Source organism: Anaerocolumna chitinilytica (genome assembly GCF_014218355.1).
Classification (GTDB): domain Bacteria; phylum Bacillota; class Clostridia; order Lachnospirales; family Lachnospiraceae; genus Anaerocolumna; species Anaerocolumna chitinilytica.
On the sequence record NZ_AP023368.1, the window covers coordinates 1,283,470 to 1,307,683 of the forward strand.

At 38.4% G+C, this 24,214-nt stretch carries 17 protein-coding genes; 16 read left to right on the forward strand and 1 reads right to left on the reverse strand.

From position 1 onward, the window contains the following. Window position 1 precedes the first annotated feature (1 nt). Together bsdcttw_RS05585 and bsdcttw_RS05590 are read left to right on the forward strand one after the other, a co-directional pair. Entirely contained in the window at window positions 2-1,168 is a 1,167-nt protein-coding gene (locus tag bsdcttw_RS05585) for an MFS transporter (RefSeq protein ID WP_185258402.1), read from the forward strand. A 528-nt stretch (window positions 1,169-1,696) separates the two neighbouring features. Beyond that, window positions 1,697-3,448: an ABC transporter ATP-binding protein gene (locus bsdcttw_RS05590; RefSeq protein ID WP_185258403.1), complete on the forward strand. Its 1,752-nt coding sequence runs from the start codon at window positions 1,697-1,699 to the stop codon at window positions 3,446-3,448. Between the two features lie 13 nt (window positions 3,449-3,461). On the opposite strand, the gene bsdcttw_RS05595 is transcribed toward bsdcttw_RS05590, so the two are convergent. Further along, window positions 3,462-4,853 (reverse strand): MATE family efflux transporter, encoded by a 1,392-nt coding sequence (locus bsdcttw_RS05595; protein WP_225903803.1) that lies wholly within the window; start codon window positions 4,851-4,853, stop codon window positions 3,462-3,464. Window positions 4,854-5,785: 932 nt separating this feature from the next. Here bsdcttw_RS05595 and bsdcttw_RS05600 point away from each other — a divergent pair. The 14 genes from bsdcttw_RS05600 to hflX all read left to right on the forward strand — a co-directional run bounded on the left by bsdcttw_RS05600 (window position 5,786) and on the right by hflX (window position 23,965). Next, window positions 5,786-7,255: an amino acid permease gene (locus bsdcttw_RS05600; protein WP_185258404.1), complete on the forward strand. Its 1,470-nt coding sequence runs from the start codon at window positions 5,786-5,788 to the stop codon at window positions 7,253-7,255. Between the two features lie 135 nt (window positions 7,256-7,390). Next, window positions 7,391-7,948 (forward strand): DUF5662 family protein, encoded by a 558-nt coding sequence (locus bsdcttw_RS05605; protein WP_185258405.1) that lies wholly within the window; start codon window positions 7,391-7,393, stop codon window positions 7,946-7,948. A gap of 134 nt (window positions 7,949-8,082) precedes the next feature. Next, window positions 8,083-9,009, forward strand: a complete 927-nt coding sequence (locus tag bsdcttw_RS05610; RefSeq protein WP_185258406.1) for a Ppx/GppA phosphatase family protein — start codon at window positions 8,083-8,085, stop codon at window positions 9,007-9,009. Beyond that, window positions 8,990-11,116 (forward strand): polyphosphate kinase 1, encoded by a 2,127-nt coding sequence (gene ppk1, locus bsdcttw_RS05615; RefSeq protein WP_185258407.1) that lies wholly within the window; start codon window positions 8,990-8,992, stop codon window positions 11,114-11,116. Before bsdcttw_RS05610 ends, ppk1 begins: the two co-directional genes overlap by 20 nt. A 171-nt stretch (window positions 11,117-11,287) precedes the next feature. Continuing rightward, window positions 11,288-11,776: a sigma-70 family RNA polymerase sigma factor gene (locus bsdcttw_RS05620; RefSeq protein WP_185258408.1), complete on the forward strand. Its 489-nt coding sequence runs from the start codon at window positions 11,288-11,290 to the stop codon at window positions 11,774-11,776. After that, entirely contained in the window at window positions 11,769-13,208 is a 1,440-nt protein-coding gene (locus tag bsdcttw_RS05625; protein WP_185258409.1) for an immunoglobulin-like domain-containing protein, read from the forward strand. The genes bsdcttw_RS05620 and bsdcttw_RS05625 overlap by 8 nt, the downstream gene beginning before the upstream one ends. Before the next feature lie 385 nt (window positions 13,209-13,593). Beyond that, on the forward strand, window positions 13,594-16,314 hold the full coding sequence (locus bsdcttw_RS05630; RefSeq protein WP_185258410.1) for a GH36-type glycosyl hydrolase domain-containing protein: 2,721 nt from the start codon (window positions 13,594-13,596) through the stop codon (window positions 16,312-16,314). Window positions 16,315-16,343: 29 nt separating this feature from the next. Further along, window positions 16,344-16,766: a hypothetical protein gene (locus bsdcttw_RS05635; protein WP_185258411.1), complete on the forward strand. Its 423-nt coding sequence runs from the start codon at window positions 16,344-16,346 to the stop codon at window positions 16,764-16,766. A gap of 218 nt (window positions 16,767-16,984) precedes the next feature. Then, window positions 16,985-17,800, forward strand: a complete 816-nt coding sequence (locus tag bsdcttw_RS05640; RefSeq protein WP_185258412.1) for an AraC family transcriptional regulator — start codon at window positions 16,985-16,987, stop codon at window positions 17,798-17,800. A gap of 142 nt (window positions 17,801-17,942) precedes the next feature. After that, window positions 17,943-18,911 (forward strand): sugar phosphate isomerase/epimerase family protein, encoded by a 969-nt coding sequence (locus bsdcttw_RS05645; protein ID WP_185258413.1) that lies wholly within the window; start codon window positions 17,943-17,945, stop codon window positions 18,909-18,911. A 94-nt stretch (window positions 18,912-19,005) separates the two neighbouring features. Then, window positions 19,006-20,079 (forward strand): Gfo/Idh/MocA family protein, encoded by a 1,074-nt coding sequence (locus tag bsdcttw_RS05650; RefSeq protein ID WP_225903804.1) that lies wholly within the window; start codon window positions 19,006-19,008, stop codon window positions 20,077-20,079. A gap of 51 nt (window positions 20,080-20,130) precedes the next feature. Beyond that, the gene (locus bsdcttw_RS05655) at window positions 20,131-21,210 is read left to right on the forward strand and encodes a Gfo/Idh/MocA family protein (RefSeq protein ID WP_185258414.1); all 1,080 of its coding nucleotides are present in this window, start codon (window positions 20,131-20,133) and stop codon (window positions 21,208-21,210) included. A gap of 222 nt (window positions 21,211-21,432) precedes the next feature. Then, window positions 21,433-22,695, forward strand: a complete 1,263-nt coding sequence (locus bsdcttw_RS05660) for a tetratricopeptide repeat protein (protein ID WP_185258415.1) — start codon at window positions 21,433-21,435, stop codon at window positions 22,693-22,695. A gap of 19 nt (window positions 22,696-22,714) precedes the next feature. After that, the gene (hflX, locus tag bsdcttw_RS05665; protein ID WP_185258416.1) at window positions 22,715-23,965 is read left to right on the forward strand and encodes a GTPase HflX; all 1,251 of its coding nucleotides are present in this window, start codon (window positions 22,715-22,717) and stop codon (window positions 23,963-23,965) included. The last annotated feature ends 249 nt before the right edge of the window (window positions 23,966-24,214 follow it).

The window sequence follows — 24,214 nt, forward strand, 5'->3', positions numbered from 1 at the left end:
AATGACATTACTATTACTAATTATTATCTATCTTGCATTTATCAGTCTCGGTCTTCCGGATTCCCTCCTTGGGTCCGCATGGCCTGCCATTCAGCCGGGACTTCATGTGCCGGTATCCTATGCTGGAATTGTAACCATGATAGTCTCCGGAGGAACCATTATTTCCAGTTATTTTAGCTCAACAATTATAAAGAGGCTTGGAACAGGACTGGTAACGGCAATCAGTGTTATTATGACCGCTGCTGCACTCCTAGGCTTTGCAGCTTCTCATAATTTCATTTGGTTCTGTCTCTTAGCGGTACCCTTAGGGCTTGGAGCAGGCTCTGTAGATGCAGCTCTGAATAATTTTGTAGCCATCCATTATGAAGCAAGGCATATGAGTTGGCTCCATTGTTTTTGGGGAGTAGGGGCTACTTTAGGACCAGTGGTTATGGCGTCCTTTATAAAGGAGCAGGGAAGATGGGACTTGGGTTACCGGACTATTGGACTGATTCAGTTAGGGCTTTCCGTGATTCTTTTTATTTCCCTGCCCCTTTGGAAAAAAGTGAAACAGGAGGCAGAAGCAGAGGAAGAGGAAAATGGTGTTGAATTAAGCCGAAGTGAGATTCTGAAAAAGAAAGGGGTATTGCCGGCTCTATTTGCCTTCTTTTGCTATTGTGCGGTGGAATCCACGTCAGGACTTTGGGGAAGCAGTTTTCTTGTCTTCTCGAAGGGAATAGCTCCGGAAACAGCTGCGAAGTATGTATCTCTTTTTTATCTGGGTATTACGATAGGAAGGTTTCTGGCAGGGTTTGTTACTATGAAGTTTAGCAATCATACTATGATTCGATTTGGAGAAGGAATCATCTTCATTGGTATATTGCTGTTGTTCCTTCCTGGCGGCAGCTTCACTTTAATGGCTGGTCTTCTTTTGATGGGCTTTGGCTGTGCGCCTATTTATCCCAGCTTGATTCATGAGACTCCAAGGCGATTTGGAAAGGTAATATCCCAGTCTTTGATGGGAATGCAGATGGCATTTGCTTATATCGGGGCAACCTTCATGCCTCCGCTTTTCGGAGCAATAGCCAATGCTACTACTTTCCTGCTTTATCCGGCAGCACTGCTTTTCTTCCTTTGTCTGATGGTCATACTGTCTGAAAAAAGTGCACGAGGAGCTCAGGAAAGCTGAGTATCTGGCAGGATTATGCAAAGTAGGCAATATTGAGAGCCAAAGAAAGATGAAATCTTGTAAAAAATCTTCGGATAGTTACAGTAATTTTATTATTATTCTATTTTAAAACTAGTATTTGTTGAATTATCAAGGTGCATAGGTACTTATTCATTGCGAGGTTTGAGTAAAGTAATATTTAAAATATATAATAGCCAGAGGAGACATTGATAAATGTTCCTCTGGCTATTTAAGTACATAGTTTTATTTAATATAAATTTGCCACTTAGTACTAGGCTTTGCCGATAAATTCTTAAGGAAGGAAACAAGTAAATAATTCATAAAGCATAGTAAAATAGTGCATATATTAAAAGGAATAATTTGGTACAATATTGAGAAGAACACAAAAAAATTTCTACTAACATTTGTATACACTTTCAGAGGATAATTGGCAAACAATATTGACTTGATCCAGAGAACCATTCATGTTTATTAATTCATTGTAACTGGGAAAGAAAATTCAAAATGCAGTTAATTATAGGTAAATGAATGAATAAAAATTACTTTGATATAAAAAGCATAATGAGAATTATTTATTATGAAAAAATATATATTATTATTCTTTTTTGTACATCTGTACTTATCTTGTTTTTTAATCTGTCGGAACCTATTTTAGCTCAAATGTTTATTAATAAAGTTATATATGCAATTAAAAATGAAAAAACTTTATTCTATGGTGTACTTTGGATAATTGTTTTTTCTGTAAAATCCATTACTGAATATATTAAAAAACGAACATACACTATTCATAGAGGCAGAGTAATAAAAAACATCCAGAAGGAAATATTCAGAAAAAGCATGCAATTATCTTCAAGAAAAGCAGAAGAAATGGGGACAGGTTATATCAGTTCTAGAATGAATGATGATGCTGACTCATTGGACGGTCTGATGTGTGATAACTTGATAGGTTTCGTTTTTTCAATAATACAAGGAATTTGGGTGCTGATTTTAATGATTCGTATGAATCAGATTTTGGCGATTTGCGCGATTATAATTGCTATAGGTTATGTTAGCGTTCAATTTTTTTATCCCCTAAAAGAATTATATAAAAATTTTGCTGAAGTACGTTCAAAGTATAATAAAGATATTTTTGATACTCTTCAGGGATTAAGAGTGATTAAAGTACACAATAGTCAGGCATATGAGCAGGATAGATTTGAAAGTATTATTTCAAACTTAATTCAGGTGAAAAATAAGCGAGAATTTGCAGATATATTCAGACGTACAGCCAGTTCCTATCTTTACGCATTAGGAACACCAGTGATTTATTTTGTAGGTGGGATATTAATTCTAAAGGGACAGTGTACAGTTGGTATAATTGTTGCATTTATCATGCTATATAACCTCTTTGCATCAAGTTGTATGACGATTGGAACCTTTTTTCCTCAGTTTAACATTTCAGTTGGAGCAGCGGAACGGATTCAGGAATTTCTTAACATACCAGGAGATGAGGAGTCAGCATCTTTTAATGAGAGTAATTTTAACGATTATAAAGACAGTTTGAGAAAATGTGATACTATGCCGATTATTCAGTTTAATCGGGTATCATTTTCATATAACAACGATGACCAATATTCAGTGAAAGATATTACTTTTTCAGTATATCCTAATGAACACATAGCTATTGTAGGTCCTAGTGGATCTGGAAAAAGTACTCTTGCTAATCTTTTAATGAGGCTTGAAGAGCCTTCCACGGGTAGTATTTATCTTTGTGGAAAGCCAATAACAGACTTTGACTTACATACAGTAAGAGATTTTTTTAGCTATATACAGCAAGATAGTTATTTGTTTGGCAGAACTGTTTATGAAAACATATCTCAAGGTAAAGCTTTAACACTTTCGGAAATAGAGAAAGTTCTTAATGATGCATATGCGGATTCTTTTATTTCAGATTGGCAATTAGACGTCAATACGCTTGTTAGCGAAAAGGGAAAATCGATGTCAGGAGGTGAAAAGCAACGGTTATGTATAGCAAGAGAATTTGCAAAAAACGCCCCAATACTAATTATGGATGAAGCGACCTCTTCATTAGATGCTTTGGCTGATGATATGGTTTTAAAGGCTATTGATGGAATATCAAGGAATCGTACTGTAATAACCATTACTCATAAATTAAGCAGTATAAAAAATGCTGATAAAATATATGTTTTAAAGGAAGGTAAAATTGTAGAATCAGGAACCCATGAGACGCTTATGGCGAATAAGGACCTTTATTTTACGATGTATAATCATCAAGAGTGATATTAGGGGGGCATCAGTTTTGCTCCTTCTCTTTTAACTCTTTTAATACAACATTTAACATAGTCAGAAAACAAGCAGTTCCGCCAATAAAATTGGAAACAGGCTCCGCTAAAAAAACACCGGTAATACCGGAGTTAAAAAAGTGAGGCAGTATTAGTGTTAAAGGAACTACTATTACAATCTTTCTTAAGATAGAGAAAAACACCGCATATTTGGCCTTTCCCAAGGCCACAAAGACGGATTGACCGGCGAATTGCAGGGACATCATAAAGAAACCGAAGAAATAAATCCGAACAGCAGGCATGGCAGCCTGAACCAAGGCAGGGTTATGATTAAATATCCGAATAAAAAAATGAGGAAATGCATGTAATAATCCCCAGGCAGCAAGGGTATAGGAAATACAGGTAACGGATACGAACTTGATTGACCTGCGCACCCTGCTATACGCTCCCGCACCGTAGTTATAACCTATAACCGGCTGGGAACCATTTGTCAGACCGGATACCGGCATGGATATGATTTCACGAATAGAATTTAATACTGTCATAACACCTACATATAAATCTCCCCCATAGAATTGAAGGCTTTTATTACACACAATCTGGACAATACTATTTGTGATTGCCATCATAAAGCCCGACAGGCCAAGGGCGGAGATTTTTTTGACGGTGGAGAGCTGAAGACGGATATTTGAGAACTTTAATCGAATCAGAGCCTTTTTACTGATAAGAAAACGAAAGACCCAGAAGGCGGACAGAAACTGCGAAATTACCGTTGAAAGAGCAGCACCGGTAACACCCATATGAAAAACAAAAATAAAAATCGGATCAAGAATAATATTAGTAATAGCACCAAGCAGTACTGTTGCCATACCGATACCGGAAAAACCTTGGGAATTGATAAAGCTGTTCATGCCAAGGCTTACCATTACAAAAAGATTCCCCAGAAGATATATGCTGATAAAAGCATTGGCGTAGGGAAAAGTCTCATTGCTTGCACCGAAAAGATATAATAAAGGACGCTTCAGCATAAACCCAAGAATAGTCAGAAAAACAGAAAATAATAACAGTAGGGCAAAAGAGTTGCCCATAATCCGTTCCGCCTCCTCCCTGTCACCTCTGCCTCTGGCAATAGAGCAAAGAGGGGCACCACCCATACCAAAGAGGTTGGCAAAAGCTATAATAATAGTAGTGATGGGAAGTGTAAGGCCGATACCCGTCATAGAAAGAGTTGCATTCTGTGGAATCAATCCGATATACACCCGGTCAATAACGCTATACAAAACATTAACCAATTGTGCCAGAGTCATGGGAAGCGCAAGCCTTAAAATATTCTCAACCACGCTTCCTTTTGTAAAATCATTGATTACCTGCTCTTTTCTGGAGCCTGATCCAAATTTTTTCAAAGTAATTCTTCTTTCTTCTGTCTAAGATAATTAGTAATTGCAGATATTTATAAACCTTCTAAAAAGAAAATCCAGTGTAAAACTATAATTCAATGCCTGAATACGTAGATACCATTTTCCATATAGGTAAATATATGAGATTTTTTTATTGTAGCATAGAATTTTTTAAAGTGAAAGATTTTACAAGAAAGAGATAGATTATATAACTAAAAAATATAGAAGTGAAATGGAAAAAAACGGAAGAATACTTAATAAAGTGATAAATAACTATAAGGAAAAGTAATAGGCTGTAGAACAAAGTAATAAATATAATAAAATGTAAAAAAATAAATTTGTAAGAATAAACAACAGTAAATAAAATGGTTTGTAGTTTAAACTATAGTAAAAAAAGTCAACATAAAAAAGTAGAAAAAATAAGAATGACTAACAGAACAAACAATATAAATAAAGCTATACAGAATATAAATCCATAAAGCTATAAATCCATAAAGCTATAAATTCATAAAACTATAAAGAAAGTAAACTCACAGTATAATTTTAAATAATACATGCAACAAGCAGATGACCGGAAGGTATGTGGGGGAGTTGGGTCTCGAGAGGACCATAATGACACTAAAGCCGCAGAAAATGTAACTAGGAAAAATAGTGCCATGTTTGAGCGCAGAAAATTATCGCGTACATAATGGTAACAGCGAGTTTGGCACTATTTTGACTGTCAGTTACATTTTCTGCAGCTCTAGTGGAATAAGGTTCTCGAGTAACCCAACTCCCCCACATACCTTCCGGTCATCGTCCGTTCGTCAAAAAATAAATTCCAAAAAATCAAAAGGAAAATACGTCCATGCATCTATTAACTGTAAAGTGAGATACTATAAAAGAATAATTTTATTTAACATTTCCGCGATAGATTGATTTGCACCATGGAGGTTAATATGGAAGAAAAACGTGAAAAAGGCTTATCGGCCTCGCAGCTGACAATGATGGCCATCGGCTCAGTTATCGGAGGTTCCTTCTTTTTGGGATCTTCAGTAGCCATACACTCTGCCGGGCCTTCCATTATTATTTCTTATATATTAGGAGGAATTCTTGTCTATTTTATCTTATTTGCCCTTTCTGAAATGACTGCCAATAATCCGGGAGCCGGATCATTTAAAGGGTTTGCGGCAGCAGCTTATGGACAAGGAGCGGGTTTTATAACAGGCTGGGTATACTGGACAGGTATGATACTTGCAATGTCCAGTGAGGCAACTGCAATTTCTATTTTGGTAAAGAACTGGTTTCCGAATATTTCAACAACCATCGTCGGAACTTCCATTATAGTTGGAGTTACCCTGGTTAATTTATTGGGAGCCAGCAGACTGAGTAAGTTAGAGAGCAGCTTGGCTGGCGTAAAGCTTATAACGATTGTTGCCTTTATATTAATGGCACTGCTTTTAATACTTGGTTTGATAAAAGGTACTACGACAGGAGGAACAGTTAATTATACACGTCCGGCTTTTCTGTCTGAGCCGTTTTTTGCCAATGGCTTTCGTGGGCTTGCCGGCAGTATGTTAATCATCATGTTTGCCTATGCCGGCTTTGAAGTTGTAGGATTAGCAGCCTCAGAGGCAAGGCAGCCCAAGGTTACTGTTCCAAAAGCAATCCGTAAAATTGTAGTTCTGCTGCTCAGTCTTTATATTATATCAGTTGGAGTATTATTATTCCTGATTCCGACAAATGACATTCGTGAAGATACCAGTCCTATGGTGGCAGTCTTAAACCGCTTTGGATTTGGCTGGGCCGGGACGGTGTTGAATATTGTTTTGATCACTGCTATCCTGTCAACCATGCTGGCATCAATGTTTGGTTTGGGACGAATGATACGTTCCTTGGCGGATGAAGGCCAGGCACCCGGGTTTTTGAAGGATAAAAAGGAAGTACCCTATAAAGGAATTGTTTTTTCCGGTATATGTATGCTTCTGGGGCTGTTTATCGGGCTTTTGCTGCCTCAGGTTTATTTGTTTTTAATTAGTGCAGGCGGGTTTTCCTCCCTTTTTACCTATGCAATGATTATGGCTTCCCATATTCATTTCCGAAAAAAACATGGTAAACCGGAGGATAAGCTGAGGCTTGCCGGATTTCCTTATTCTTCTCTATTTGTACTGCTATGCCTGATTGCTGCCATTGCCTGTATGCCTTTTATCAAAGGACAGGGCGACGGATTAATTGCAGGGCTTGCCATCTTAGGCTTTTATGGAATTTCATATTTCTTTATGAAGTTGTTCCAAAAAGCAAGAGGGGAAAAGAAAAGCTCATATAGGCCAGAACAGAGGTTTCAATATGAAATATCAAAAGAATTATCTGAGACGGATAAGGAATCAGATAATTCAGCAAATAAGAATAAAAAACGTGAAGATTCTTAAGTTTTTACCTATTAATAGTTGCATTAGAAAGGTCTAGGGCATATAATTAACCCAAACTTAAAAGCAGAGGTCATAGCATGTTTTGCTGTGATCTCTGATAACTTGCTGACATAATCGAAAGAGGTCTCTGGAATTATGAAATGGTTACAACATTTAAAGACAATTAATCATCATAAAGGTCTGGTTATGAAATACTGCTTTAAAGCCGGCTTATATAAACAAGGACTCTTGCATGATATGTCAAAATATAGTCCTGTGGAATTTCTTGTAGGTGCAAAATATTTTCAGGGAAATCGAAGTCCGAATAATGCTGAAAGAGAAGTCAAGGGTTACAGTTCGGCTTGGCTTCATCATAAGGGGAGAAACAAGCATCATCTGGAATACTGGATTGATTATAGCTTAAATGAAGGTGCTCCTATGGCGGGTATGCGGATGCCGGTTAAATTTGTGATAGAAATGTTTTGTGACAGGATTGCTGCCTGCAGAACTTACAACAAAAAAGCGTATAAAGACAGCGACCCGTATATTTACTTTAGTACAAATAAGAAACATTTACTCATTCACCCCGATACAGAAAAACTCCTGGATAAGCTTCTCCTTATGTTAAAGGAAAAAGGAGAAGAAGAAACCTTTCGTTACATTAAAACATTAGTTTTTACAAAGGGATATGACGTTATAAGAGAAAAAGATTAGTTTAAGCTACCAATTTTACACTGCCTTAATATATGCTTTACATAAAGAAAACAATGTCAGGATACAATGGTTACAGATTGTAGACTGACAGACAGGCAGAAGTTTGGTAAGTAAACATGCCTAGGAGGTCTGATATGCTGTATGCAATTGTAGATTTAGGTTCCAATACTATGAGATTATGTATCTATGAGCAGAAAGACAATAGCCTGAAGTCAATCTATGAAAAGAAAACCATGGCCGGTCTTGTAAATTATATAAAGAACGAAAGACTGAGCACAGCCGGTATTAACAGAACTTGTACAATTCTGGAGGAATATAAGCAATATGCTGCTAATTTTGGCTTGAATGCGGCAGATTTACATGTTTTTGCAACTGCTTCCCTTCGAAATATTGTTAATACCCGTGAGGTTGTTGATAATATTAAATCCGTCACCGGACTGTCAATAGAACTGTTGTCCGGTGAAGAAGAGGCTACCCTAGATTTTATGGGTGCCATTAAATTATTTGAGGGAAACAACGGAGCCTTAGTGGATATTGGCGGCGGCAGTACTGAGCTGGTTTCTTTTAAGGACCGGCAGATACAATATGCAACCAGTATGCCGGTAGGTTCACTTAACTTGTATGTAAATTATGTCAAGAAGATTATACCCAAGGGTGAGGAGAGAGATCAAATCAGAAATCATGTAAAAGAGGTTCTGAAATCTCTGGAGCTTAATAAGGAGACGATACCCTGTATTTGCGGAGTCGGGGGAACTATGCGTGCTTCTGCCAAGTTAAGCAATCAGATATTTGGTTATCCCAAAGACAATATTACGGTAAAGACTTCAGATATCAAGGAAATCCTTGAGATGATTCACAATAGTAAGAAACAGACGATAGCTCCTATATTGCAGGTTATACCGGACCGAATTCACACCATAATACCGGGGCTAATTGCTGTTGATACCATAGCCGAATTCTATGGAGCCGAACAGATAATTGTCAGCAAATTTGGTGTTAGAGAAGGATATCTATACGAAAGAATAATAAAGGAGAATGTCTATGCCCCGTCCGGAAAATAATTTCCAGAATTCCTTTATGCAAAATAGGGAACTGTCATGGCTTCGTTTTAACCGCAGAGTGTTAGAGGAAGCGGAAGAGGAATCAGTACCTCTTTATGAACGCCTTAAATTTATATCTATATTCACAAGCAATCTCGATGAATTCTTTATGATAAGAGTCGGGAGCCTTACTGATCTTATGTTTATGGATAATAATGTAGATGATAAGACAGGTCTGACTGCTAAACAGCAATTAGAACTTATCTTCCAGGCAGTAGTGCCTTTGTATAAGGAAAGGGACCGGATTTTTCATATAGTAGAGGATGAATTAAAGCGTTTTGGAATTCGTCATCTGGATATCAAGGAACTGAAAAAAAGTGACAAAAAGCAGTTGGACAGAATTTTTGAAGATGAAATAGCGCCTATTCTTTCCCCTCAGGTCATTGATTCCAGACACCCGTTTCCGCATCTTGTCAATAAAGGAATCTATATTATCTGTGAGTTCACAGGAGAGACGACAAAATTTGGTTTAATACCAATATCACAGTCTCTTCCGGCATTTTATATGCTGCAGGGAACGGAATCCGGCTACATAATGACGGAAAAGATTGTCTTGGAGCGTGTTTCTGATGTTTTTGGAATGTACAAAATAGAATGTGCTGCCATTATATCGGTAACACGAAATGCAGATATCAGTCCGGAGGATGAGAACTTCGATGTTGACGATGATTTCAGGGAACGGATGAAGAAGGTTATTAAAAAGCGATCCAGGCTATCCCCTGTAAGACTGGAAGTCCAGGGACACATGACAAAGGGATTGAGTGCTTTTCTTCTTTCAAAGCTTCATTTATCCAAAGAGCAGGTTTTTACCAGTGAAATCCCTCTTGTATTAAGTTATGTTTTTGATTTGCATAACCATTTGCCGCAGACTGTAATGAAGCAGCTAAGTTACCCTAACTTCAGACCTCAGTTCCCGGCTTGTTTAAGCAGTGGGGAAAATATCACAGCTCAGTGTAAGCGAAAGGATATCTTACTTTTCTTTCCCTATGACCAAATGGAACCTTATCTGCAGCTGCTTCGGGAAAGTGCTCAGGACCCTACCGTAATATCCATAAAGATTACCATTTATCGCTTGTCCAGTAATTCCAGGATAATTGATTATTTATGCAATGCAGCAGAGAACAATAAAGAAGTCACAGTGCTCATGGAATTGAAGGCAAGGTTTGATGAAAAGAATAATATCGAATGGGCAGAGAGGTTAGAGGATGCCGGTTGTACGGTGATTTATGGTTTTGAGGGCTTTAAAGTTCACAGCAAGATCTGCCTGATAACAAGAAGAGACAGAAACAAAGTATTCTATATCACTCAGATTGGTACAGGAAACTATAATGAAAAGACTGCCAAGCTCTATTCAGACCTGTCTCTCATAACTGCTAACCAGCAAATCGGCCAGGAAGCAAATGAATTCTTTAAGAACATGTCTATTGCCAACCTTCAGGGAAACTATAACAACCTTTTTGTTGCCCCGTATTTTTTCAAAAATAATATAATAGCTTTGATTGATAATGAGACAGATAAGGCCAGAAGAGGAGAAGCAGCCAGTATTATTATGAAATCCAATTCTCTTACGGATAGAGAAATTATGGAGAAGCTCTCTGAAGCCTCCAATGCCGGTGTTGAGGTCAAACTTATAATAAGAGGTATCTGCTGTCTCCTTCCGGGAATTAAAGGAAGGACAGAAAATATAAAGGTCTATAGTATAGTAGGCAGATTTTTGGAACATTCCAGAATCTATTGCTTTGGTACAGGAAAGGATGCAGCAATCTATATCTCTTCAGCGGATATGATGACCAGAAACACCAGAAGAAGAGTAGAAATTGCCTGCCCTATTTTGGATGTGGATATCAGAGAAAGGCTCTTTCATATATTGGAGGTTATGTTTTCAGATACAGTAAAGGCAAGAGTCTTAAACAGCGAAGGAATGTATCAGAAACTGGAGGGGACCGTTACACCTTTGGATTCACAGCAGAGTTTTATTGAAGAGGCTTTAAAGACAGAAAGCGGAAGGACTGTATCAAAGGATTATTTTATGAACTTTTTTAAAAAGATTAGAATCAGCAAAAAGTAAACTGTTTAACTAAAATTATTTTATAAAAGTCATGGAGCATATGCCATGACTTTTTCTTTTACGGCAGATTTTTATTCTCCGATATATTTTATAGAAAAAAATGAAAAAATAAATTTTACATGAAAAATTTTCAATATTTCAATTGTATTATAAGTGAAAGGAGTTGAAACAATGGAGAATTCATTTGGTACCGATGAATTTATACAGCATGTTTTAGATAAATACTCAAAAATGATAATTAAGCTTGCCTTCACCTATGTGAAAAATACAGCAGATGCAGAAGACATTGCACAGGATGTCTTTGTTAGTCTGATTAAGAGAGGATATGGTTTCGAAAGTGAAGAGCATGAGAAAGCCTGGCTTATAAGGGTTACGATAAATAAAGCAAAGAATTACTTAAAGTCCTCCTGGAACAAGCTAAAGGTCCCTTTGGAGGAGGATGTCAGCTATATGCCGGAAGAAGAGAGTGAAGTTCTTAACACGGTACTGAATCTGCCCTCCAAATACCGAACTGTCATTCATTTATATTACTATGAGGATTACTCTATAAATGAAATAGCGTCAATATTAAACAAAAAGCCTGCAACCATAGGAACTTGGCTGTCAAGAGGACGTAACTTGTTGAAATCAGAGTTAATCGGAGGTTTTGAATATGAATAAGAATGATTACAAAAAAGCAATGAACGGACTGAGAATCTCGGAAGATTTTATAGATAGAACAACTATTAAAATGAAGGAAGCAAGAAAGGAAGAGACAACTATGAAAATAAATCCTAAGGACAATAAACAAAGCGGAAAGAATTCCGTTGTATTTCGAAGATTTGCAGTATCTGCTGCCAGCCTTGCAGTACTGGTTGCTGTAGGCACTGTTGCTTTTCATCTGCCGGGCAATGGTTCCCCAGAGAAAGGAAATAGCTTAAAAGTTGAGAGTATTGATACCGGTAAAAAGACAGCAGCAGGAACAACAACTCCTGCAGGAGCTGAGGCTACTGGCGGAATTACCGTACCTACGGTAAAGCTTCCTGATAGCAACTCCGCTGTTACGGCTAGGATGCTGCCCCTTTTCGTTTATAAAGGGCATATATATGTTCAGAGTGCTACAGCCTTTGAAACTACCGATGGTATGACTTTAGATAAGGAAGATGTTTTAGCTTTAAGAGGTGATTTCCTTGGAAAAACCAAGGGTAGCCTGAATGAATGGAGCAGCCAGAAGGATTACGATAAGGAATTTGCGTCTACCATTGGAGAAGGAGATGTATATACGGTTAAGGGTTATGACAGTGACCATAGGTTAATGGTTTATTATGAATATGAGGGCGGCGGTTTTGGATGTGAGTTGTATGACAGCTTTGGAGGTATGACAATCAAAACCGGTGAAGATTATTTTAAACTGCTGAATTTAAATGGTAATGTTGCTTCTTACCAGTGGCAGAGTTTTAACAGCTGGAATAATGGTGTGAATGATATCCAAAAGGGTAAAGATACAAAGGCTCTTGAAGCTTTCTTGGATAGTTTGAATACGGCAGTGCCCCTTGGTGAGAATCTTGATATGTTAACGGAAAATACGGACTATGACGGTCAGAAGTTCGTAGATATTAAAACGAAGGATAAATTGGTAACCACTCTGCGCCTTTTTAAGAGTGGCTATGTATATGATTCACAGATAGGTTTCTTTAAAGTAGATGACAAAGCATTCCAGACTTTCTGGGATACTATGCCGGTTACTGACACAGCAGATGGTTCTGTTTCAAACGGTGATACTTCGAATGCAGCTTTGGCTTTAACCTTATCGGAAAGCTCCTTGCCGGTAGGAACGAAGGAATTAAAGGCTACTATTAAAAATAATGGCAGCGAAGATGTATTCTTTGGCGCAGATTACAGTCTGGAGAAATTAAAGGGCAGCAAATGGGTAGTTGTTCCGGGCATGAAGGACATGGCCTTTATTGATATTGCTTACTCTGTCGCACCGGGAAGTGAACAGGAATTTACCGCGGATTTAAGCCAGATTAAGCCTTCACTGGACGCAGGAAAATACCGTTTGGTTAAAAATATCAACGGACAGACCTTTTATGGAGAATTTAAATTAAGGTAAGTGAGAGTAAAAGTATCCATACCGTAAAGCATCATAAAGAGTTATCACAAAAATAAAACCCTGCGGAGTAATATAACTACTTCGCAGGGCTTTTTTATCTATAAAAAAATTATAAGATTTACTCTAAGGCCTGTTGTTACTGTGGACATCAATAAAAACGAAACAATTTCAAAATGATCACAGAAGGCAAAAATAAGGTTGTTTTTTTTAGAGATATTGTTTATAATTTCTATTATAACAGAAAAAAAACTTTATTATTAGGTGACAATGGACAAGTAAAAATGAAATTTGTGTAAATTGACACGAATTTTAATTGAAACGTTTTTTTGACATTTTACATGTACTAGGTCGCGGCCCAATGCAAGGAGGGCGGATAGGAGAGAACATGAAGGGATATAAGTATTTAGACGAGAATGGAACATTTTGCTTGGAAGATCCTGAATTAACAGGGTATTTGTATTTTCCCATCGCCAATGAAAAAGGTGTTATGGCAAGCATTACACCGACTCTCGCAGGAGATAATAAAATGGGTCAGAATACATTTTTGCTGGCCCCGGTAAGCAGTGAGGAACTTCATGATAAAAGAGGTACCAGGAATTTTTGGGTAAATATAAAAGGAAAAGGTCTATGGTCCGTTACAGGTGCTTCTGCCTGGCAGGAGGCAGAACTTTTTGGGAAAGAAAAGGACAAGACTGTTCTTACAGCCGGAATGATGTGGCAAACGCTAAAGAGAACCTCAAAGAAAAATGGAATTGAAGCAGAAGTTACTTCTTTTGTACCTTTAGCAGAAACTCTTGAAATCATGATGGTAACCCTGAGAGCTCTGGAGGATGAGCTTACGGTAACACCTACCGCAGCGATTCCTTTATACGGCCGTTCAGCAGACAATATAAGAGATCACAGGCATGTGACCTCTTTGCTTCACCGTATGGAAACCGTTGAGGAGGGAATTATCTTAAACCCTACCCTTACCTTTGATGAAAGAGGACATAGAAAGAATGAAGTAATATACGGTGTAGCTGGAGGGGCATCAGCCTTCACTTTAGAATCAGAGGAAACTAAAAAGACAGAGCTGCCCATTGGCTTTTATCCTGTAATAGAAGACTTTATTGGAGAAGGCGGTTCTCTTACCAATCCTAAGGCACTGCTTTTTGAAGAAGAACCTGTAAAGAAGGGATTTACCAGAGATGGTTATGAGACCTTAGGTGGTCTGGCGTATAATACCTGTACTCTGAAAAAGGGAGAAGAAAAGACTTACCTTGTAGTATTTGGATATGCTCAGAGCAAAGAAGATTTTCTTAACCAGGCAAGACCCTATCTTTCCAAAGAACGCTGTGAGAAAGCACTGGAAGAAACGAAGCAATACTGGCTTGAGAAATTAAATATTAAATACCACACAGGCTCCAAAGATTTTGACAGATGGATGCAGTGGGTGGACTTTCAACCGATTCTTCGGAGAATATATGGCTGTTCCTTCCTTCCTCACCATGATTACGGAAAGGGCGGCAGAGGCTGGCGAGACCTATGGCAGGACTGTCTGGCCCTCCTTATTATGAACCCGGACGGTGTCAGAGAGATGCTATGGGCTAATTATGGAGGCGTTAGAGCTGATGGCAGTAATGCGACTATTATCGGTACAAAGCAGGGAGAGTTCATAGCAGACCGGAATAATATCACCAGAGTATGGATGGATCATGGTGTATGGCCTTTCCTGACAACCAGACTTTATATCATGCAGACAGGGGATACCGGGCTTTTATTCAAAGAGAGTACATATTTTAAAGATCTTCAGGCAGTACGCGGGGAAGAAAAAGATCTTCTATGGAAAGCGGAAGACGGCAATCTTCTTAAGACAAAAGAAAAGGAAGATTACAAAGGGACCATATTAGAGCATGTTTTAATTCAGCTCTTAACAGCTTTTTATGATGTAGGTGAGCATAATCATATGAGACTTCGCGGTGCCGACTGGAATGATGCCCTTGATATGGCAAAAGATCGTGGAGAAAGCGTAGCCTTTAGCGCTCTTTACGGGCAGAATCTGGTACAGTTGGGGGAGATGCTCTTACATTTAAAAGCAGAAGGTATGGAGAAAGTATCCCTCTTGGAAGAAGTATTCCTGCTTCTTAATGAGGATAGGAATATCTATGAAAATACGGAAGCAAAAATTAGTCTGCTTCATGATTATTGTGATAAGGTCAGACATACGGTAAGCGGTATAAAGAAAGAAATTACTTTAACAGAGCTTGCAGAAAATCTTATAGGCAAAGGGAACTGGATTAAGGAGCATATAAGGAATACCGAGTGGGTTAACAGTAAAGAAGGTTACTCCTGGTATAACAGCTATTACGATAATAACGGAAGAAGAGTCGAGGGAGATCACGAACAGGGTCTTCGAATGATGTTAACCGGTCAGGTATTTGCCATTATGTCCGGTATTGCCAAGGATGAACAGGTTACAGAGATTGCAGCCGCCGCAGATAAGTATCTCTATGCACCGGAGTTGGGAGGTTATAAGCTGAACACGAACTTCCATGAATTAAAGACAGACCTTGGCAGAATGTTCGGCTTCGCCTATGGCAGTAAGGAAAATGGAGCAGTATTTGCCCATATGGCTGTTATGTATGCCAATGCCCTGTATCAGAGAAACTTTGCGGAGGAAGGCTACAAAGTAATAAACAGCCTCTATTCCCATTTAAGTGATTTCACAAAGAGCAGGATTTATCCGGGAATTCCGGAATATATCGGTGATAACGGAAGAGGATTGTATCATTATCTGACTGGTTCCGCAAGTTGGCTGCTGCTTACTGTTCTGACAGAAATATTCGGAATTAAAGGCGATTACGGCAGTCTTCTCCTAGAACCTAAGCTTGTAAAGGAACAGTTTGACGAAGAGGGAAAGGCAGCGGTATCCTTTGTATTCCAAGGAAAGAATTTTACAGTGACTTATGAGAATAAGGAAAGAAAGGAAGTCGGAGATTACCGTATTCTCGAAGCTTTTCTGGAGGAAGAACAACTTATGCTTCCGGAAGGAAGATTCCTTCTTTCAAAAGAGGTTATTGAGAAACTTGATAATTCTCAGCATAAGATAACTGTCAGGTTGGCATAGCCCATAAGAAAAGGAAAGGTGACAGGGACATGGAAAAACAATATATTGATATAACCTCCTATGAAGGAGAAGGATACAAACCGGTTATTGATTACATGAGCTGGAGAGTTGCCATTCTTCGGTATTGCGAGGAGTTGGAGGTTCAGAATCTAAAAACCATGCAAAAGCACAATGAGTCCGATGAAGTATTTGTACTCCTTGGGGGAAACTGTACGCTCTTTACAGGAGGCAGCGGAGATGTTATCAATCATATGGACGGAATAGCGATGGAACCCATGAAGCTTTACAATGTAAAGAGAGGAGTTTGGCATACTCATACCCTTGATAAAGAAGCAACTGTACTGATTGTTGAGAACAGGGATACCTCTGACCTGAATTCTCCTACACTTAAGCTTGATACTGAGCAGATTGCAAAAATCAGTGAGATATTCACCAATCACAATATCTTTTAAAGTGATTTAGGAATTGTTAAGAACAGCGCTTGAGAAATAACTTCTATAGGCTGTGTATAGGTAGCAGACCGGAATTCAGGTTATGCTGCGTTATACACAGCCGTTTTTTAGGATGGGCTTTACAAGGCTTTTTTCTATTATTATAATAAAGAAATAAAGTGTTTTTCTTGGTTGTATTAAGGACTCTGTACAGGGTATCTAGCAGGAATGAGGTAGAAATGCGTGACTTAAGTTTATACGAAAAGAAGATTATAAAAGATGAAGAATTCCCGGTGCAGATGTTCAAGAACCATATACGAAAACCTGGGCTTTATTTTCGAATTCACTGGCATGAGCATCTGGAATTGCATTATATCTTAAATGGGAAAGGTTCCTTTATTTGTGACAGGAAAACGATACCGGTCACGGAAGGGAATCTTGTGATCTTTAACAGCAATGTGCTTCATGAAGGTGTCAGCGAAGGTGATAATTTTGAGGCTCTGGTTATCATATTTGAAATGAGTTCCTTTTCCAAAGAAATTGCAGATTATAATGTAATCTTTCAGAATTTGATTGAGGAAGATGAAATTATTAAAGATATCATGCTGTCTATCTATAAGGAAGATGTGGAAAGAAGCCATGGGTACCGTCTTGCAATTAAAGGAAAGTTATACGACCTTATTACCTATCTGTTCCGCAATTATGTAACAGAAAGCCTTTCGCCCAGGGAAAATACCCTGCGTCTTCACAATCTCGGACGATTGAACACGGTGGTGCAGTATATTCAGGAAAACTACAGCGAGCCTTTGACCAATAAAGAACTGGCAGACTTAATCCATCTCAGTGAGTACCGGTTCTGCCATCTGTTTAAAGAAAGCATGGGGAAGAGCCCTATTAACTATATTAATGAAGTCAGGTTAAAGAAAGCATATGAACTGATAAAAGGAAAAGATAATAGTATTTCAGAGATAGCGGTTATGGTAGGATTTTCGGATTATAATAATTTCGGAAGGTTATTTCGGAAATACTATGGTTTTCCACCTTCCAGAACATGAAATAGCAAAATAATATGACTTTTCAGCAATACATCTATATCATTTTTAAAGGATAAATTGTATGATGGTATAAGATACAAGTAGTAGGGACAAAATTGCTTTAAAAATAATACATGGAATGTAGTAAAAAAGGAGGAAACATATGAAATTAGGAGTATTTTCAGTGGTATTAGGAGCATTACCCTTAGAAAAGGCCTGTGAATTCCTGCATAGTAAAGGTGTTCAGATGATTGAAATCGGATGCGGCGGTCATCCTGGCAAAGCACATTGCGACCCGGAGATTCTTTTGAATGACGAAACAAAGTTACAGGAATTCAAAGATACGATAGCAAAATATGAGTTACAGATCAGTGCTCTTAGTGCCCACGGTAATATGGTACATCCCGTGAAGGAAATTGCAGCAGATTTTGATAAGGATCTTACCAATGCTATCCTTCTAGCAGAGAAATTAGGTGTTCCTGTAGTTAATACATTCTCAGGCTGTCCTGGCGGAAGTCCTTCCGATAAGACACCTAACTGGGTAACCTGCTCTTGGCCGGAAGATTACCTGCATGCTTTGGAATATCAGTGGGAGGAAGTATTAATTCCTTACTGGAAGGAAAAAGCTGCTTTTGCAAGAGAACACGGAATTAAAATTGCTTTAGAACTTCATCCTGGATTCTGTGTTTATAACACAAAGACACTTCTTCGCTTAAGAGAAGCAGCCGGCCCTGAAATCGGTGCAAACTTTGATCCCAGCCATTTAATCTGGCAGGGTATGGATCCTTGTGCCAGCATCAGAGAACTTGGTAAGCAGGGAGCAATCTTCCATTTCCATGCGAAGGATACAAAAATTGACGGACCTAACTGCAGCGTAAATGGTGTTCTTGATACTACCCATTACGGCGATGAAATCAACCGCTCCTGGATATTCCGTTCCGTAGGTTATGGTCATGGAGAAGAATACTGGAAGGCAATGATTTCAGAATTAAGACTGGCAGGCTATGATTATGCAATCAGCATTGAACATGAAGACAGTCTTATGACAGGAACAGAAGGCTTAAATAAAGCAATCAAGTTCCTTCAGAATGTTTTGATTTACGAAGAGCGCGGAGAGATGTTCTGGGCTTAAACTATTATGTTTTACAGAAAGAAAATGGCAGGAAAGAGGAAAGCTTTTTCTGCATAAATTTGTGCTGACACCCAATTATGCAGGTGCCGGTAGCATGGAGGAACAGTATAGTATGTCACAGCAGGAAATGAAGATTGCCATCGTAGGACTTGGCGGAATGGGAGACTGGCACAGACAGCTTATCGAATCCATTGACGGTCTTACTTTGGCTGGAATTTATGATATCAAAGAAGAAAGACAAGAGTATGCAAGAGAAAAGAAGGTTCATGTTTATAACAGCTTTGAGGAACTTTTAGCGGATGAGTCAGTTGACTTTTGTCTTATTGCAACACCCAATGACCTTCACAAACCTCTTGCCATTGCAGCTATGAAGGCTGGTAAGCATGTGGTAAGTGAGAAGCCTGTAACGTTAAGCTCAGCAGATTTACAGGAAATGATAGATGCATCAAAGGAGACCGGCAAGTTATTTACCGTTCATCAGAACAGACGCTGGGATGAAGATTTCCTAACTATGAAAAAGATCTATAAAGAGAATCTGTTGGGAGATGTTTTTAGAATTGAATCCAGAGTTCATGGTTCCAGAGGAATACCGGGAGACTGGAGACAGGAGAAAGAACACGGCGGCGGCATGGTTCTTGACTGGGGTGTTCATTTACTGGATCAGATACTTCTTATGATGGAAGGAATCAAGTTAAAGAAAGTTTATTCAACCGTAACACATATCACCAACCAGCTGGTTGACGACGGTTTTACCACAAGCTTGCTCTTTGAGAATGGAACTGAAGTTATTGTAGAAGTTGGAACCAGTAATTTTGTAAATCTTCCAAGATGGTATATGCTTGGCGCCAATGGTACAGCGATTATTGAGGATTGGAATCTGAAAGGTGAAATTGTCAGTGCAAAGGGTCAGAACGAGAAAGATGTCGTTCCGGTAATAACAGCAGCAGGTCTTACAAAAACAATGGCACCCAGAAGAGACGATACCATAGCAAAGACAGAGCTTCCGATTGTAAAGAGTGATATCAGAGATTTCTACCGCAATGTAATGAAGGCAATCAGAGGAGAAGAAGAGATTATAGTAAAACTTCCCGAGGTGGCCAGAGTTATGAGACTGATGGAAACTGTTTTTGAATCAGCTGAAAAGAAACAAGTAATCGACTTCGAATAAATAAAATTTAAGCTTCATTCACATATACTTGAAAGGGATTGGAAATTAACAATGGAAAAAGTAAAGATTGGAATTATTGGCTGCGGCGGTATTGCTAACGGAAAACATCTGCCGGCAATTAAAAGAAATGGTAATTTTGAAATTGTTGCTTTCTGCGATTTAGTGGAAGAAAAAGCAGAAAAAGCGAAAAAGGAATACGGCACAGAAAACTCTAAAGTATTTACAGATTATAAGGAGCTTCTTGCTGAAAAGGATATTACAGCGGTTTATGTATTAACCCCTAATAAGTCTCATGCTTTTATATCCATTGATGCGCTGGAAGCTGATAAGCATGTAATGTGTGAAAAACCTATGGCAAAGACTTATGCTGATGCAAAGAAAATGGTAGAGACTGCAAAAAGAACCGGCAAGATTCTTACCATCGGATACCAGAACAGATACCGTTCTGATTCCGCTTACTTAAAGAGAGCTTGTGAAAATGATGATTTAGGTGAAATCTATTATGCAAGAGCACATGCGGTTAGAAGAAGAGCAGTTCCTACCTGGGGCGTATTCTTAAACGAAGAAGAGCAGGGCGGAGGACCTTTAATTGATATCGGAACACATGCACTTGATTTGACCCTGTGGATGATGAATAACTATGAAGTGGAGTCTGTAAGTGGTTCCGTATACCGCAAGCTGGCTGACCAGAAGGAACAGGGCAATGCTTGGGGAGACTGGGATTCCTCTATCTTCACTGTTGAAGATTCCGCTTTTGGCTTCATTAAGATGAAGAATGGTGCTACTATCCATTTGGAAGCTTCCTGGGCATTAAATACTTTGGATGTGGATGAAGCAAAAGTAAGCCTTTGCGGAACCAAAGCCGGTGCAGACATGAAAGATGGTTTAAGAATTAATAGAGTACAGTACAACAAGCAGTGTGTAGAGAAACCTGATTTGGGTTCCGGCGGAGTTGCTTTTTATGACGGCAAATCCGAGAAAGATTCTGATGTTGAACAGAGAACCTTCTATAATGCCATTACAAAGGGTGAAGAGCTGGTTGTAAAACCGGAGCAGGCTTTAGTTGTAACACAGGTGCTGGAAGCTATTTATGAAGCCGGCAGAACAGGAAAGACTGTATATTTTGATTAAAATTAAGTAATATTATATAAGGATAACAAAAGGTCCGGCAGGTTTTCATGAAACCTGCCGGACTCTTTTTCGTGGTGTTTCCGTCTTATTTACTTGACAAATGGTGGTACTTTTTAGATAATTTGTATAGATTATGAAATGTCGTACTAGTATGCAGATGCAATGGACAAAATATCCATATGAAAGTACACTAGCTAGATCATTCAGAAAAGAGGAAATTCGATGCATCGAATGAGATATCAAATAAAGAATCAGAAAAGGAGCTGTACCTTTTCTACGAATTTCAAAAGAATAAAATATGGGATACTGATTCTTACCGCAGCGTTATTTATTACCGGCTGCAGTACAAAGTCTGCGGGAGATTATTATAAGGAAGGAATGGCCTATTTTCACAGCGGCAATTATGAAAAGGCAGGTGAAAGTCTTAAGAAGGCTGTTGAGGGAAAGAAGGATAGAGCGGAATACTATATCGGGTATGCCATGAATTTGATACAACAAAAAAAATATGAGGATGCGGTTGTTTATTTTGAACGCAGTATACTGGATAAAGACAATGCAATTGTAAGAAAAAATAATAAACAGGCTTATAGAGGCGAAGGAATTGCATATTATAAAGCCCATGACTATAAAACAGCAATTGATAAATTTGATAAAGCTCTTGCAATAAAAGAATCAGATGAGATCAATTCGGATATTTTATCCTATAAAGGTATGGCACAGGCAAGATCAGGCTTATACAAAGAAGCTGCTGCCACCTATACAGAATTAATCCAGGAGGATAAAAATAATGCGGAGGCTTATAAGACCAGAGGGGATATCTACAGCAAGATTGGAGAAGATAAGAAGAGTTTATCAGATTATGATAAAGCCATAAAGCTGGAGCCTCGTAATTATGATCTATACTTTGGTAAGTACTTTCTGCTGCTTGCAAAAAATGATAAGGCAGGAGCAAAGGAGGTACTAGCCAAGGCCGAAGCTATTAATGGAACTACTGAAAAAGATAAATTCAATATGGCAAAGGTCAAGTATTATAAAGGAGATTATGATACGGCAAAGCAGATGTTCGGAGAAGCCTTTGGCAACGGTTTTGCAGAGAGCTATTATTATCTTGGTTTAATCTATGAGCAAAATAAGGACTATAAAAATGCTGCGGGAAATTACAGTAAGTATATAGAAGACGAAGAAGGAAGAGACAATGCGAATGCTTATAACCGGGCTGCACAATGTTTGATTAAGCTTAAAAAATACGAAGAAGCCTTGGGATTAATAGAGGACGGAATAAAGGTTAATGATGTAGATGTGAATCAGATGTTAAAACGCAGTCAGGTTATCGTTTATGAACATCTTGACAGATTTGAAGAAGCATATAAATTAATCAAAGAATACCGAAAAGAATACCCGGAGGACGAAGAAGCGAAGAAAGAAGAAATATTCTTAAACAGCCGGCTTGCCGATAGGGTAACTATTCCCAAAACAGATCAATAAAGGAGATATCATTAAAGGCATGGGTGAATTATATGAAATAAAAGAACAGGAAGAGCGACTGATATTAGTCGGAGTAGAAACCGGTCCTGGAGACGACACCAAAGACTCCTTAGAAGAACTAAAGGAGCTTGCAGCTACTGCGGGAGCAGCTACTCTTGAGATGGTAATTCAAAACAGAGAAAGTGTCCATCCCGGTACTTATATAGGTAAAGGTAAGATAGACGAAGTGAGGGAACTGGCAGAGAGCCTTGGAGCTACCGGTGTGGTATGTGATGATGAATTGTCACCGGCACAGCTTAAGAATCTGGAGGATGCCCTTAAGATGAAAGTTATGGATCGGACAATGCTGATACTCGATATCTTTGCTCAGCATGCAGTAACAAAAGAAGGTAAGATTCAGGTTGAGCTGGCACAGTTAAAGTACCGCTCCACACGACTTATAGGTATGAGAAATTCTCTATCCCGTTTGGGAGGCGGTATTGGAACCAGAGGTCCAGGTGAAAAAAAACTGGAGGTAGACAGACGATTAATCAGAGACAGGATTTCACAGTTAAACAGAGAGCTTGCCGAGGTAAAACAAGTCAGAGAGACAACCAGGGAATTACGAAATAAAAATGCTATTCCGGTAGTTGCTATCGTGGGTTATACCAATGCCGGAAAATCCACACTGTTAAATCATTTGACCGGTGCAGGGGTATTAGAAGAAGATAAACTTTTTGCTACATTAGACCCTACAACAAGAAATGTAGTATTACCCGGGGGTGAGCAGATCCTATTAACGGACACGGTAGGCTTTATAAGAAAACTTCCCCATCATCTGATAGATGCTTTCCGCAGTACGCTGGAAGAGGCTAAATATGCAGATATTATACTACATGTGGTGGACAGTTCCAATCCTTCCGCTTATAAGCATATGCATGTTGTATATGAAACTTTAAAGAGTCTCGGTATTAAGGAAAAACCGATTATTACATTGTTTAATAAGCAGGATCTAATTATTTCAGATAACATTATTAAAGATTTTAAAGCAGAAAGGACACTGAAGATTTCTGCAAAAGCCGATATGGGATTAGAAGAACTTCTAAATATTACAGAAGAACTTCTTAGAGAGCGTAAGGTGTTAATCGAAAAAGTATTTTCCTATCAGGATGCCGGGAAAATCCAGATGATTCGTAAATATGGACAGCTTCTATGTGAAGACTACAGAGAGGATGGCATCTATATAAAAGCTTATGTACCGAAGGAGGTACATGGAAAATTAATGATTTAATTGTTTAAACTGCTAAAATATTATAAGTAATTTGAGTAACAAAAGCAATTGCAGGAGATATGAAATAATTGAATAACGCATAAAAAAAGTGTCTGATATCGTCGAAAGATATAGGTAAAAGGCACTATACGAAAATACTATATATAGTTTAGGTATTATAATTAAATAATATATATAGTATTTTTTTATTGACTAGAAAAGATTAATTTGCTATCATTTAACTAACGGTCAGTGAGCCTAGTTAAAACG